The sequence below is a fragment of the Brevibacterium sp. OS20 genome, assembly GCF_056837565.1.
The window spans coordinates 2,483,217-2,497,131 of record NZ_CM166367.1 but is presented as its reverse complement, the minus strand read 5'-3'; the positions used below and the strand labels follow the sequence as shown (position 1 = coordinate 2,497,131).

The window sequence follows — 13,915 nt, the reverse complement described above, 5'->3', positions numbered from 1 at the left end:
TCATCCGCACAATGAGCTCCCACGTCAGGTGTCATTCGTCCCCTGGTGTCGAGGCGGCGCGGACATCCGCTGCCGCCGAACCTCTTCGATTGCCGTCGGCCGTTCCACTGGATTCGCCTTGATTCTAACAGAGCGCTGAGGCGGTGACCTGGGCGTTGACCCACAGAACAACGGGCGCGACGCTGAGTGGAATCGAGGTGCTGACGTGTCCCCGCCCACACGGCGTCGAAGCGGTGAGTGGACTAGAATAGAGCGGAACACCGAAAAGACTTCATAGGGAGAATCGTGGCCCAAGGGGATTCGCGAGACAGCCAGGACAACCGCCGCGCAGATGGCGGTCACCGCTCAGATCGCGACAACAATCGCAACCGTCGACCGGACAGCCGGGACGGCCGCGGGCCACGCCAGTCCGACCGCCGAGGCGGCTACCAGGGCAATCGTCGCAACGACGACGACCGTCGGGGCTACGGTCAGAACCGCAGGAACGACGATGATCGTCGTGGTGGGTTCAACCGTGACCGTCGTGACGACGATCGCCGGGGCGGATTCAATCGAGACCGCCGCGATGACGACCGTCGTGGTGGGTACCAGGGCAACCGTCGTAACGACGACGATCGCCGAGGCGGCTATGGTCAGAACCGTCGGAACGATGATGACCGTCGTGGTGGGTTCAACCGGGATCGCCGTGATGGTGACGACCGACGCGGCGGATACCAGGGCAACCGTCGCAACGACGACGACCGTCGCGGTGGAGATGACCGCCGAGGCGGCTACCAGGGCAACCGCCGGAACGATGACGATCGCCGGGGCGGCTTCAACCGCGAACGTCGCGACGGTGATGACCGCCGTGGCGGCTACCGCGGAAACCGACGGGACGACAACCGCGGAGGACGCGGCGGCTACGGTCGCAACGACAACGATCGCCGTGCATCCCGCAAGACCGACACCGGCGACTACGCACGCGAACAGCGTGCCCGCCGTCCGCGCATTCAGGAACCCGAGATTCCCGAAGGCGTCACCGGCCGTGAACTCGACAAAGAGATCTCGTCACAGCTGCGCTCCCTGGACAAAGAGAACGCCGACATGGTCGCCAAGCACCTCGTCGCCGCAGGCGGGCTGCTCGACCTCGACCCGGAACGCGCCCACGAACACGCCAAGGCCGCCATGGCCCGCGCCGGTCGTGTCGCCGTCGTCCGCGAAGCACTCGGCATCGCCGCGTACTACGTGGAGAACTACGACGAAGCCGTCCGCGAACTGCGCACCCACCGTCGCATCTCCGGCTCGAATGACAACATCGCGCTGATCGCCGACGCCGAACGCGGCCGCGGCAAGCCCGAGAAGGCCATCGAGCTGCTGAAGAACTCGGAAGAACTCGACCTCGACAACGACACCCGCACCGAACTCGTCATCGTCGCTGCCGGAGCCAAGTCCGACCTCGACGACATCGCCGGTGCGCGCCGACTCATCGAAGCCGAGGACTTCACCCAGAAGCCCGGCGGCGGACTGGTTCGTCTCATGGCCGCCTACGCCGAGGTGCTGCGCATCGACGGCGAACCCGAACTCGCCGACAAATACGAAGAGCTCTCGCGCCGGACCGCCAAGGCGACCGGCACCCTCTTCGGCGACGAAGAGCCTGACCTCAACGCCGGCGTCGAAATCGAAACCGTCGAAGAAGTCGAAGACGAGCCCGAGGCTGCCGACGCCGAGACTTCCGAAGGCACCGACGTAGATTCAGCCGACGGTGAGGCAACAAACGGTGAGGCTGCCGACACCGAGACCTCTGCAGGCGCTGACGCTGAGGCCGCCGATGCTGAGACGGCCGAAGCCGTAGAAGGCTCGGCCAGCGCGCCCGAAGCCGAGAAGCCGCAGACGGAATCTGACGTTGCCGACAATTCGGCGGAAGACACGGGCGCCGAGGCTCCGGCCGCAGCACCGAAGCCGAAGACGCATGTCTCGGCGAAGGAACTGAAGTCGGTCAAGGTCTCCGACGACGAGATCGAAGCCGAACTCGACGAGATCCTCGCCGACGCAGAAGCCGACGCAGGCTCCGAGCCCGACACAACAGCAGACGAGGCCGACGGAGAGCAGTGACACTGACCGCCGAACAGCACAACTCAGCAGATGGGCGCCTGCCCGAATCATCGGGCACGCCCATCGACTGCGTCCTGTTCGACCTCGACGGAGTCGTCTACCACGGCACACATGCCGTCGATGGCGCCGTCGACGGCATCAATTGGCTCCACTCCCAGTCGATCCCGGTCAACTACGTCACGAACAACGCCACCCGCACGGCCGCAGCCACCGCCGAGAAGATCACCGGAATGGGCGTCAACGCCTCCGAGGGCGAAGTGACCACCTCGGCGCAGGTGCTCGCCGAACGCTTAGCCGAACGATTCGGGCCGGGCGCCCGCGTCCACCTCCTCGGCACGACCGGACTGCGGGTCGCGCTCGAAGAGGCGGGCCTCGAGATCACCGACTCACTCGACGCCGAACCCGTCGCCGTCGCTCAGGGACTCGACCCGGAGATCGACTACACGAAGATCGTGCGCACCTGCGAAATCATCCGCTCGGGCGCCGAATGGTGGGCGAGCAACCCCGACTTCTCCCTCCTCACAGAAACCGGGAAAGTCCCCGGCAACGGTGCCTTCGTCGACCTCATCGCCCGGCTCACCGACGCCACCCCCGTCATCGTCGGCAAACCTGCACCGCACATGATGGACTTCGCGGCCGGCCGCCTCGGCGCGCATCGGCCCCTCATGGTCGGCGACCGCCTCAACACCGATATCGAAGGCGGCTGTGCCGCCGGCATCGACACCGCCCTCGTCCTCACCGGAATCCACGACATCCACGATGCCCTGCGTGCCGGCCCGGAGCGCCGACCGACGTTCATCCTGCCGAATCTGCGCGGACTCGAAGCCCTCATCACCGGCACCGACCGCGGCGAGTCCGCCCGGATCGAAGCCGAACTCCGTCGAGCCTGGGCTGCCATCGACGCGGGGGAGACCGACGCCGAGGCGGTCCTGTCCGAAGGACGCCTGCCCCGCCGGATCGGGGAGGACTCATGAGCCAGATCCCAACTCCCGGCCCAGGACCCGGCCCGAATCCCGGCACGAACTCGACCCCGACACCCGGCCCTGCTTCTGCCCCGACACCCGCCTCGGTGAGCGGGGACGTGCCGATCGAGACCTGGCGGTCCAGCCTCGCCGAGGCCAAAGAAGCACCGGCGGCCGAGCGGCACGAACTTCTCAACTCCCTGCTGGGCGACCTCGACGCGCAGGTGGGCTCCTTGTGAGCAGACTCGACCGGGCACTTGTCGACCGCGGGCTGCTGAACTCCCGCTCTCGCGCCGCCCGTGAAATCGCCGCCGGTCGCGTCAGCGTCAACGGCCGCACCGCGACCAAGGCCTCCCAAGATGTGAGAGAAACCGACGACGTCTCCGTCACCGAACCCGACCCCTGGGTCGCCCGCAGCGCCCACAAACTCCTCGGCGCGCTCGAGGCTTTCGACCTCACCGACCGACTCAATGATCTGACGGCCCTCGATGCGGGCGCCTCCACCGGAGGCTTCACCCAAGTCCTCCTTCATCACGGTGTCGCACACGTCTGGGCCGTCGACGTCGGCCACGATCAACTCGCGACCATCCTCCGCGACGACCCGCGCGTCCACGTCCGCGAAGGACTCAACCTCCGCGAACTGACCGACTCCGACGTGCCGACCGTCGACCTCGTCGTCGCCGACGTCTCCTTCATCTCCCTGCGCCTGCTCATCGGACCGCTGCTGGCCGCCACCGCGGCCGCGGGAGAACTCCTCCTCATGGTCAAACCCCAATTCGAACTGGCACGAGCATCGCTGGACAAACACGGCGTCGTCACCAGCCGGGAGAAACGCCGCCGCGCCATCGACTCCGTCCTCGACGCCGTGAGAGAACACGCCGGACGCGTCACCGACATCGCACCCTCACCGCTGCCGGGCCCCAGCGGGAACCGAGAGTACTTCCTGCGTGTTCGCCCAGGCCGAACACATGACCAGTCCGATAGGCTCGACCAAGCAGACATCCCCGCCCACCTGGACGAAATGATGAGAGGAGAGTCGTGACCAGACACATCATGGTGCTGCTGCACCCCCAACGTGATGAGTCGGCCGTGGCCGCCGTCAGCGTGTTCAAGGCCCTCCTCGACGACGGAGTCACCCCCGTCGTCCTCTCCGACGAGATCGTCGGCATCCGCGCCCGCCAGGCCGAGGCCGTCGACGACGAACCCATCCTCAACCACTGCGTCATCATCGACCCCTCCGAACTCGGTGAGTGGAAGAACGCCTGCGAACTCGTCATCGTCCTCGGCGGCGACGGCACGATCCTGCGCGCCGCCGAACGCTTCCACGGGTCCGGTGCTCCGCTCATGGGCATCAACCTGGGCCATGTCGGCTTCCTCGCCGAAAGCGAGAAGGAAGACCTCGCCGAGGCGGTCCATCGCGCCTCCCAACGTGACTATTCCGTCGAGGAGCGACTCGCCCTCGACGTGTCCGTGTGGCACGAAGGCGAGAACATCTTCAACGCCTGGGCCCTCAACGAGGCGACCATCGAGAAGACCTCGAAATCCAGGATGATCGACGTCGTCCTCGGCGTCGACGCCCGCCCCGTGTCCTCCTTCGGCTGCGACGGCGTCATCCTCGCCACCCCCACCGGCTCGACCGCGTACTCGTTCTCCGCCGGCGGACCCATCGTCTGGCCCGAAGTCGAAGCACTCATCCTCGTCCCGATCTCCGCCCACGCCCTGTTCTCCAAACCGCTCGTCGTCAACCCGACCTCCCGCCTCGGCGTGGAGATCTCCCAGATGAACCCCGAATTCTCCGCCGTGCTGTGGTGCGACGGCCGCCGCGCCCTCGAGCTGCCGTCCGGGGCCCGCGTGGAAGCCACCCGCTCGAAATCACCGATCCGGCTCGCCCGCCTCCACACCGGCCCCTTCACCGACCGACTCGTCGCGAAGTTCCGCCTGCCCGTCTCCGGCTGGCGAGGACCGATCAAGGAGGCCTGAATGATCTCCGAACTGCGCATCTCCCACCTCGGCGTCATCGCCGAGGCCGCCGTCGAACTCGACACCGGCTTCACCGTCGTCACCGGTGAGACCGGTGCGGGAAAGACCATGTTCGTCTCCGCCCTGTCCCTGCTCATGGGCCGCAAGGTCGGCTCCGGAGTCGTGCGCAAAGGCGCGGAGAAAGCCGAGGTCGAAGGCATCTTCACCGATGTGGCCGAACCCGTGCGCGAACGCATCGAAGAGGCCGGTGGCAGCGCCGACGACGAAGCGATCATCTCCCGCACCGTTGCGCTCAAGGGCCGCGCCCGAGCCACTGCAGGCGGCCGCACCGTACCGATCTCCGTGCTCACCGACATCTCCTCCGACCTCATCACCCTCCACGGCCAGTCCGAACAGCTGCGCCTCAAGGGCGCCGCCCAACAGCGTCAACTCCTCGACGCCGCCGGGGGCACTGCTCTCGCCGAGGTGGCCGACCGTTACCGTGCCGCCTTCGAGAACTGGCGCGAGACCGAAGCCCGCGTCAGCCGCATCAAAGACTCCACCGCCGCCCGCCGCGAACGCATCCTGTGGCTGCGCGGCTGCCTGGAGACCATCGACAAGGTCCGCCCCGAACCCGGCGAAGACGAGACCCTGGCCGCACAGTCCGCGAAACTCGGTGCCGCCGCCGAGATCACCCGCGCTGTCGGCGCCGCCCACGACCTGCTGCTCGGTTCCGAGATCGACGATGCCGGCGCCGCCGTCGACCTCGTCCACCAGGCCATCAGCACGATCACCGATGTCGAAGGCTCCGACAAGGAACTCGTCACCATCCGCGAAGCCCTCGGCGACGCCGTGCTTCGCCTCTCCGACTCCGCCGCGGAACTGTCGTCCTACCTCTCCGGTTTCGACGAACTCGGCGAAACCTCGCTGGAAGAGACCGAAGCACGCCGCGCGGAACTCGGCACCCTGGCCCCCTACGGCCAAGACGTCGCCGAAGTCCTCGACTTCGAATCCCGCTCGGCCGCGGAACTCGCCGAACTCGAAGCCGAGGACCGCGACCTCGACGGACTCGACGCCGAACTCGACTCAGCCCGCGAGACCATGGAGGCGGCCGCCTTAGCGCTCACCGAGATCCGCAAGGCCACCGCGGACGAATTCTCCGCAGCGGTCAGCGAAGAGCTCACCGCCCTGTCGATGCCGAAGGCAGCGGTCGCCTTCGAGATCTCCGAACGCGAACCCACCACCCACGGGGCCGACGAGGTCCGACTGACCTTCGCCGCCCACGAATCCTCCATCCCCGACGACATCGCGAAGATCGCCAGCGGCGGTGAGCTCTCCCGTGTCATGCTCGCCATTGAAGTCGTCCGAGCCGCCAGCGAATCCATCCCCACCTACGTCTTCGACGAAGTCGACGCCGGAGTCGGCGGCAAAGCTGCCGTGGAGATCGGCCGTCGGCTGGCCAAACTCGCCCAGTGCGCCCAGGTCATCGTCGTCACCCACCTGCCGCAGGTTGCCGCCTGGGCCGACACCCATGTGACCATCGTCAAGGACGATGACGCCGAGACGGTGCGCTCGGGAGTGCAGGAACTGACCGACGAAGAACGCGTCGTCGAACTCTCCCGCATGTTGGCGGGCATGGACGACTCCGCCTCCGCGAAGGCCCATGCAGCCGAACTGCTCGACAACGCTCGGCAGGTCAAGGAGGCCGGCGTTGGCAGCAGATGAGAGAATGGGCTGACCATGAAAGTGCGCAGACACCGTGAGAACCTCACCGCACCGACCCGGTTCGGCCCCGCCCCTGCCCGCTTGGACCGACGCACGAAGAATCTGACGAAACGCCTCCAAGCAGGCGACATCGCCATCATCAAGCACTCCGATATCGACCGCATCTCCGCCGAAGCCCTCGTCGCCTGCCGGCCGGCCGCGGTGATCAACGCCGACAAGTCGATCTCCGGCCGCTACCCGAACCTCGGTCCGAGCATCATCGTCGACGCCGGCATCCCCCTCATCGACGCCGCCGGTGCCGACATCTTCGATGCGGTCGACGAAAATGCCGAGATCTCCATCGAGGGCGCCACCGTATACGCAGGCGAAACCGAGGTGGCCACGGGAGTCCTGCAGACGGCGGAGACGATCTCCGAGGACATGCACGCCGCCGAAGCCGGAATGAACTCCGTGCTCGTGGACTTCATCGACAATACGATCGAATACATCCGCAAGGACTCCGATCTGCTCTCGGCCGAACTCGTCGTGCCCGAGGTGAAGACGACGTTCACCGACCGGCATGTGCTCATCGTCGTCCGCGGGTACCACTACAAGGAGGACCTGGCGATGCTGGCCTCCTATATCCGCGAATACCGGCCGCTGCTCATCGGCGTCGACGGCGGAGCCGATGCCATCATCGAAGCCGGCTACCGACCGGACATGATCGTCGGGGACATGGACTCCGTGTCCGACACCGCTCTGACCTCGGGTGCCGAGATCGTCGTCCACGCCTACCGTGACGGCACCGCCCCGGGCACCGAACGGGTCGAAGCCCTCGGAGTCGAATGCGTGGCCTTCGCGGCCTCGGGTACGAGCGAGGACATCGCCATGCTGCTCGCCGATGACAAGGGTGCCGAACTCATCGTCGCCGTGGGCACCCACGACACCGTCATGGAGTTCCTCGACAAGGGCCGCAAGGGCATGGCCTCGACGTTCATCACCCGGTTGCGTGTGGGATCGAAGCTCATCGACGCCAAGGGCGTGTCCCTGCTCTACCGGCAGCGCATCTCCAGCCTGCAGCTGGCCGTGCTCATCATCGCCGGTCTCGTCGCCCTCGGTGTGGCGATGACCGCGACCTCGGCCGGACAGACCTTCCTCGGCCTCATCGGCGCCCAACTCGACGGCCTCTTCGGCTGGATCGGCTCCCTCTTCGGCGGCGACCCCGCAGCTTCGACCGATTCCGCCGGCCTCATCCAAGGACTGACCAGTGATTGATTTCCGCTACCACCTCGTCTCCCTCGTCTCGGTGTTCCTCGCCCTCGCCGTCGGCATCGTCCTCGGCGCGGGACCGCTGAAGGAACCGATCGGGGAGTCCCTGCAGAGCCAGGTCGATGCGCTGCGCTCGGACCGCGACAACCTGCGCTCCGACCTCGACGCCGCCAAGGGCAATATCGACAAGCAGAACGAATTCGTCACCGCCGCGGCCCCGGAACTCATCGACGGCACCCTCGACGGGCAGGAAGTGAGCATCATCGCCGCCCCCGAGGCGGACTCCGAGCAGGTCGAAGAGGTCAGCAACCGGGTCAAGGAAGCCGACGGCACCATCGCCGGTGACGTCTCGTTCGTGCCGAACACGCTCAGCCTGGAGGATTCCACCCAGTTCCTCAAGCGGCTGCGCACAGTCGTGCCGCACCTGCCGAAGGACGATTCGACCGCGATCCGCGCCGCCCTCGTCATCGCCCTGACCGGTGACGCTTCGATGCTCGAAGACGAGGACGATCAGGCCGATGCGGAGAAGCAGGCGGCGAAGCTCTACGACGTCTTCGTCGAAGCCGACCGTCTGCGCACCGACACAGACCACAAGACCACCTCGCTGTTCATCGTCATCGATGATGAGAACTCGACACTGGCCGAGGACACCGAACCCAGCCCGAAGGCCACCGACGACAAGGGCACCCGCACCCTCGTCACCGACTTCATCACCGCGCTCACCGCCGAAGCCACCTCGGTGGTCGTCGCCGGCGACGCCGGCTCGGCACAGAACGGACTCGTCAACGTGCTGCGGACGGAGAAGTCCCGCGCCAGCACCGTCGACGGCCTCGGCCTCGGCGCCGGTCCCGTCATCACCGTGCGGGCCCTGGCCTCCGGGGAAGCCGGAAAGCACGGACACTTCGGATTCGCTGAGGACGCCGAAGGCATTCTGCCGGGCAAGATCGAAGAGAAGCCGTCCGACGACACCCCGAAGGGAGACGAGAAATGATCCGCTCCATCGTCAGCACCGCCGTCGCCGGACTCGCCGGCTTCGCCGCGACGAAAGCCGTGCTCAGATCGCGGCTGCGCACCCACGATTCCGTGGTGCGCACCAACCACGCCGGACACGACGTCTCGCTCGCCGAAGGCCCTGCCGTCGCGGCGGGACTGCTGGCCGGCAGCCTGCTCATCGAAGATCCTCGGCAGCGGTCGGCGACCCTGCTGGCCACGGCCGCGGCGGGCAGCCTCGGCGCCGTCGATGACTTCTGCGAATCCGGATCCTCCAAAGGACTGCGCGGTCATCTGTCGGCTCTGGCCCGCGGGGAGATCACGACCGGGGCCATCAAGGTCACGGGCATTCCGCTCGCCTCGATCGCGGCCGCCGCGATCCTGCGCAGCCGCACCCGCCCGTCCGGGCTCTTCGGCTCCACGCACTCGACAAGCGACCGGCCCTGGTACGCGGCCACCGCGGATGTCATCGTCACGGGGGGAGTGATCGCGGGCTCTGCAAACCTGTTCAACCTCCTCGACCTGCGGCCGGGCCGGGCACTCAAGGCCGGAGCACTGACCCTGGCCTTCACCGACCACGAACGCCGCGTGTCCTGGGCACCAGCCGGAGCGATCGCGGGAGCCACGGCCGCAGCCTGGCCCGACGACCTCGCCGGCGACGCGATGCTCGGCGACACCGGAGCCAATGCCCTGGGAGCGGCAATCGGCGTGATCCTCGCCGAAACCGCCACACCGGCACAGCGACGCCTCATCCTCGCTGTCCTCGCCGGACTCACCCTGGCCAGCGAGAAGGTCTCCTTCACCTCCGTCATCGAATCGACTCCGGGACTGCGGGAGATCGACTCGTTCGGCCGCGAGGATAAGTGAACAAGCTCGTTCGAGTCCTCGCCTCCACGGCGCTGCTCGTATCGATCATCACCCTGCTGACCCGTTTGGTCGGCTTCTTGCGCTGGCTGGTGTTCTCGGCAAACGTCGGCGCCGGCACCGTCGGCACCGCCTACCAGAGTGCCAACCAGGTCCCGAACATCCTCTTCGAGGTCGTCGCCGGAGGCGCCCTGGCCGGAGCGGTCATCCCGCTTCTCGCCGTGCCACTGGCCAGATCGGACCGGGAGACCGCCGGACGCATCGCCTCCGGCCTGCTGACCTGGGCGGTCAGCGTCACCCTGCCCCTGTCGATCCTGCTGGCCGTGTTCGCCCCGCAGATCGCGAGGATCCTCGTCGACACGAAGACGAGCGCCGCGGGAGTGCAGGCGACCGTGGAGCTGCTGCTCATGTTCTCCCCGCAGCTCGTCCTCTACGGAATCGGCGCCGTGCTCACCGGAGTGCTGCAGGCCCACCGGAAGTTCCTGTGGCCGGCGTTCGCCCCGCTGCTCTCCAGCCTCATCGTCATCGGCAGCTATATCGCCTACAGTTCCGTCGGCGGCAGCGACGACACCTGGCAGACCCACCTCGGCTGGCTCGGCTGGGGCACCACCGTCGGCGTCGCAGCCCTCGCGCTGCCGCTCGCCCTGCCGATGGCCACGACCGGGCTGAAGCTGCGTCCCACCTTCTCCTTCCCACCCGGAGTCGCCCATCGTGCGCTGCGCCTGGCCGGCGCCGGAATGTCTGCCCTGCTCGCCCAGCAGGCCGCTGTGCTCGCAACCCTGAGCCTGGCCAACCATGTCGGTGGGGACGGCACGCTCGTCCTCTTCAGCTACATCAACGCCGTCTACCTGCTGCCCTACGCGGTGCTCGCCGTGACCGTGGCGACGGTGGTCTTCCCGACCTTGTCGACCTGGGTGGGACGATCCACCGACCCCGAGGCGACTGCCGACAAACGCGCGGAAGCCGGGGCGCGGATGCGGTCGGTGACCTCGACGACGACGGCCCTCATCATCGCCATCGGCGGACTCGGCGCCGTCATCCTGCTCTCGGCGGCCGGCCCCCTGCAGACCTTCTTCATCGCCATCGACGCCGAAAGCGAATCCGCCGCACCCTTCGACTCCATGGCCACGGCGATCATGGTCATGGCCTTGGCCGTGCCCGGGTGGTCCTTCGTGGCGTGGGGCACCCGCGTCTTCTATGCGGTGGAACGCTCCCGCTATTCGGCGGCAGCCACGACGACGGGGTGGATCCTCGTCATCGTCGGCATGGTCGGAGCCATCCTCGTCACCGGCTCGAACGGCAATCCCGGACTGACCCTCGTCTGCATCTGCAGCGGCTATGTGCTGGGCATGACCGTCGCCGGAGTATTCCTGCTCGTGAACATGCGCCGCGTCCTCGGCCCCACCGGACTCGCCCTCGTCGGACGCCGGTCGCTGCTCGCGCTCGGGGCCGCCGTCGTCGCGGGCACCGCCGGAGTCGTCACCTCGCAGTGGTTCGGGGGACTCCTCGACAACTCGGCAAGCTCCGCGGTCATCGCCGGAATCGTCGCAGCCCTCCTCGGCAGCATCGTATTCGGACTCATCGTGCTCATCATCGACCGCGGGTTCCTCGGAGAGATCCGCGGCCTGCTCGCCGACCGGAACCGGGCCGGCGTCAACGACGAAACGACCGTGCACGCCGCCGAAGCACAGACCAGAGACCACGGCCCCAGCGACATCGACAGACCCAGCGACACCGACAGGGAGGAAGACTCATGAGAATCGTCTTCACCATCGGCACCTCGACCGGGGGAGTCGGCACCCACGTGCACGCACTCGCCCGCGACCTCGCCGCCGCCGGACATGAGATCGGCGTCATCGGACCGGCCGCCACCGACGAACACTTCGGCTTCTCGCTGCTGCCCGGAGTCCGATTCGGCGTCCTCGAACTCGGCACCGGAATCGGCGCCTCCGACGCAGCCCTCGTCCGCCGGCAGCGCACACTGCTGCGCAGCTTCTCCCCGCAGATCGTCCACGCCCACGGTTTCCGCGCCGGGCTCATCACCCTGCTGACCCTGCGCATGCTGAAGACCCGCCCGAAGTTCGTCCTCAGCCTCCACAACCAGGCCAGCGGACAGGGACTGCGCGGACGGGTCGAAACCCGAGTCGAGACGATGCTCGCCCGCGGGGCCGACCTCGTCCTCGGCGCGAGCACCGACCTCGTCGACCGCGCCCGCGAACTCGGAGCGCAGACCGCCCGATTCCTCCCCGCCGCCGCCCCCGAGGTGACCCCCGTATCCGCCGAGGCGGCCGCCACCACCCGCGCGAGCTTGGCCGAGGAGTTCGACTTCGCCCCAGGGGCACTCATCGTCCTTGCCGTCGGTCGCGTCGCCAAACAGAAGAACTACCCGATGCTCGTGCGCGCACTCGTCCGCCTCGGCGAGGAGAACCACCAGGGCGAGATCGTCGCCCTCATCGCCGGTGCCGCCGACGAGGAGGTGCTCGCCGACGTCCGCGCTCAGTACGATGACGCCGCAGCCGCCTCGGCGATTCCGGCCCTGCATTTCCTCGGACCCCGCGATGACATCGCCGAACTCGCAGCGGCTGCGGACATCTACGCGCTCACCAGCGTGTGGGAGGCCCGGGCGCTCGTGCTCCAGGAGGCGCTGATGACCGGCAAGGCGATCGTGGCCACCGCCACCGGCGGCAGCGCCGAACTCGTCGGCGATGCGGGGATACTGATCGACCATGACGACGATGCCGCCTTCGCCGCTGCCGTGGCCGAACTCGCCGTCGATCCTGCCCGCCGCGCAGAACTCGGAGCCAGGGCACGGGCACGCGGAGCGGAGCTTCCCGATGAGAGGGAAGTTGCCGAAGAACTCGCAGGTCTTTACACGGAACTCGTGCCTGCCCAGGTAGGCTAGAAGCAGCGTCGAACGAAAGAAAAGGATGAGGAAATGAGCGAATCCGGCGAGGTCAACCCACTGAGCGCAGACACGAGGATTCTGCACGTGCTCGCCGATACCACCGGTCCCGTCGTCGAAGTGGCGAAGCTCGCCGTGCTCGGTCACCTCCGGGCCGGTTTCAAGGTCGCCGTCGCCGCGCACCGGTCACTGCTGGGCACCTTCGGAGTCCCTGAGGAACTGGCCGGCGAATTCCGCGAGATCGAACTCACCGCCCGTCGCCGACTCACGACCGCTGACCCCGGCTCCGCCTTCACTCTTCACAAGTACTACCAGCACGTGGACATCGTCCACGCGCACGGACTGCATGCGGCGACGCTCGCCGGACTGGCCTTCACCGGTCTGCCCGCCCGCCTGCACCCGAAGGTCGTCGCCACCATCGAATCCTTCGACTCCGCCAACGTCATCGAGAAGACCGGAGCCGAGATCGTCGGCCGTACGGCCACCGCAGTGCTCGGCACGACCGAACCCGTCGTCGACTACTACGGCGGCCGCGTCCCGGTCGTCGAACGCGCCGAACTCGTCCACCCGGACATCGACGCCGACCTCACGGTCCGCACCCCGCGCGCCGAGGTCCGTCGTGAACTCGGCCTCGCGGAAGGCACCTGGATGGTCGCCAGCCCCATCGCGCTGCGTGACCACACCGCTCTGGCGACGGTCCTCGACGCCGCCGACCAGATCAACCAGCGCCGCCGCGACCGCAAGGTCGTCTTCGTCCTCACCGGCACCGGTAAGGACCGGTCGACGATCTCCCGCGAATTCTCCGACCGCGGCGTCCTTGTGGCACCGGCCGGAGACCTCGTCGATGTCGCGGCCGCCGCCGATGTCGTCATCGCCAGCGAGACGATGACGGGACTGTCCCACGAAGACCTCATGCAGCTGTCGAAGCCCGCGGTCTTCATCGGCAGCGAACGCCGCGCCGGCATCTGGGGAGAGGCCGCGAAGGCCGTTCCCGCCGACGACACGGAGGCGCTGCTGCGTGAGATCAATCATCTTCTCGACGACCCGGCCGGACGCGGAACCTCCGCCGTGGCAGCAAAGAAGCGGGTCATCGACGTGAGCAACGGTGCGGCGATCTCCGAGACGCTGCTCGATCTGTACGCCGAGGTCGACGCTGTCTCGGATTCGTGAGCCG

At 67.5% G+C, this 13,915-nt stretch carries 12 protein-coding genes; all 12 read left to right on the top strand.

Translation table 11 applies throughout. The features are described from left to right. Positions 1-285: 285 nt before the first annotated feature. The 12 genes from ACVZTU_RS11185 to ACVZTU_RS11130 are packed head-to-tail and all read left to right on the top strand — an operon-like array spanning position 286 to position 13,911. The gene (locus tag ACVZTU_RS11185; protein ID WP_180345670.1) at positions 286-2,091 is read left to right on the top strand and encodes a hypothetical protein; all 1,806 of its coding nucleotides are present in this window, start codon (positions 286-288) and stop codon (positions 2,089-2,091) included. Then, entirely contained in the window at positions 2,088-3,065 is a 978-nt protein-coding gene (locus ACVZTU_RS11180; protein WP_248284057.1) for an HAD-IIA family hydrolase, read from the top strand. Before ACVZTU_RS11185 ends, ACVZTU_RS11180 begins: the two co-directional genes overlap by 4 nt. Next, a complete protein-coding gene (locus ACVZTU_RS11175) occupies positions 3,062-3,292 on the top strand; it encodes a hypothetical protein (RefSeq protein WP_139469718.1) in 231 nt (76 codons plus the stop codon). The genes ACVZTU_RS11180 and ACVZTU_RS11175 overlap by 4 nt, the downstream gene beginning before the upstream one ends. After that, entirely contained in the window at positions 3,289-4,095 is an 807-nt protein-coding gene (locus ACVZTU_RS11170) for a TlyA family RNA methyltransferase (RefSeq protein ID WP_139469719.1), read from the top strand. Before ACVZTU_RS11175 ends, ACVZTU_RS11170 begins: the two co-directional genes overlap by 4 nt. Next, positions 4,092-5,033 (top strand): NAD kinase, encoded by a 942-nt coding sequence (locus tag ACVZTU_RS11165; RefSeq protein WP_172170124.1) that lies wholly within the window; start codon positions 4,092-4,094, stop codon positions 5,031-5,033. Before ACVZTU_RS11170 ends, ACVZTU_RS11165 begins: the two co-directional genes overlap by 4 nt. Beyond that, on the top strand, positions 5,034-6,737 hold the full coding sequence (recN, locus tag ACVZTU_RS11160) for a DNA repair protein RecN (protein ID WP_482400397.1): 1,704 nt from the start codon (positions 5,034-5,036) through the stop codon (positions 6,735-6,737). It begins immediately after the preceding gene. A 15-nt stretch (positions 6,738-6,752) separates the two neighbouring features. Next, positions 6,753-7,991: a putative cytokinetic ring protein SteA gene (gene steA / locus ACVZTU_RS11155; protein ID WP_172170118.1), complete on the top strand. Its 1,239-nt coding sequence runs from the start codon at positions 6,753-6,755 to the stop codon at positions 7,989-7,991. Further along, positions 7,984-8,976: a copper transporter gene (locus tag ACVZTU_RS11150; protein ID WP_139469722.1), complete on the top strand. Its 993-nt coding sequence runs from the start codon at positions 7,984-7,986 to the stop codon at positions 8,974-8,976. The genes steA and ACVZTU_RS11150 overlap by 8 nt, the downstream gene beginning before the upstream one ends. Beyond that, positions 8,973-9,842, top strand: a complete 870-nt coding sequence (locus ACVZTU_RS11145) for a hypothetical protein (RefSeq protein ID WP_446657344.1) — start codon at positions 8,973-8,975, stop codon at positions 9,840-9,842. Before ACVZTU_RS11150 ends, ACVZTU_RS11145 begins: the two co-directional genes overlap by 4 nt. Further along, positions 9,839-11,596 (top strand): murein biosynthesis integral membrane protein MurJ, encoded by a 1,758-nt coding sequence (gene murJ, locus ACVZTU_RS11140; protein WP_446657345.1) that lies wholly within the window; start codon positions 9,839-9,841, stop codon positions 11,594-11,596. Before ACVZTU_RS11145 ends, murJ begins: the two co-directional genes overlap by 4 nt. Then, complete coding sequence (locus ACVZTU_RS11135) at positions 11,593-12,741, top strand: glycosyltransferase family 4 protein (protein WP_446657346.1); 1,149 nt, start codon at positions 11,593-11,595, stop codon at positions 12,739-12,741. The genes murJ and ACVZTU_RS11135 overlap by 4 nt, the downstream gene beginning before the upstream one ends. 33 nt (positions 12,742-12,774) lie before the next feature. Then, positions 12,775-13,911 (top strand): glycosyltransferase, encoded by a 1,137-nt coding sequence (locus ACVZTU_RS11130; protein ID WP_172170106.1) that lies wholly within the window; start codon positions 12,775-12,777, stop codon positions 13,909-13,911. Positions 13,912-13,915: the final 4 nt, after the last annotated feature.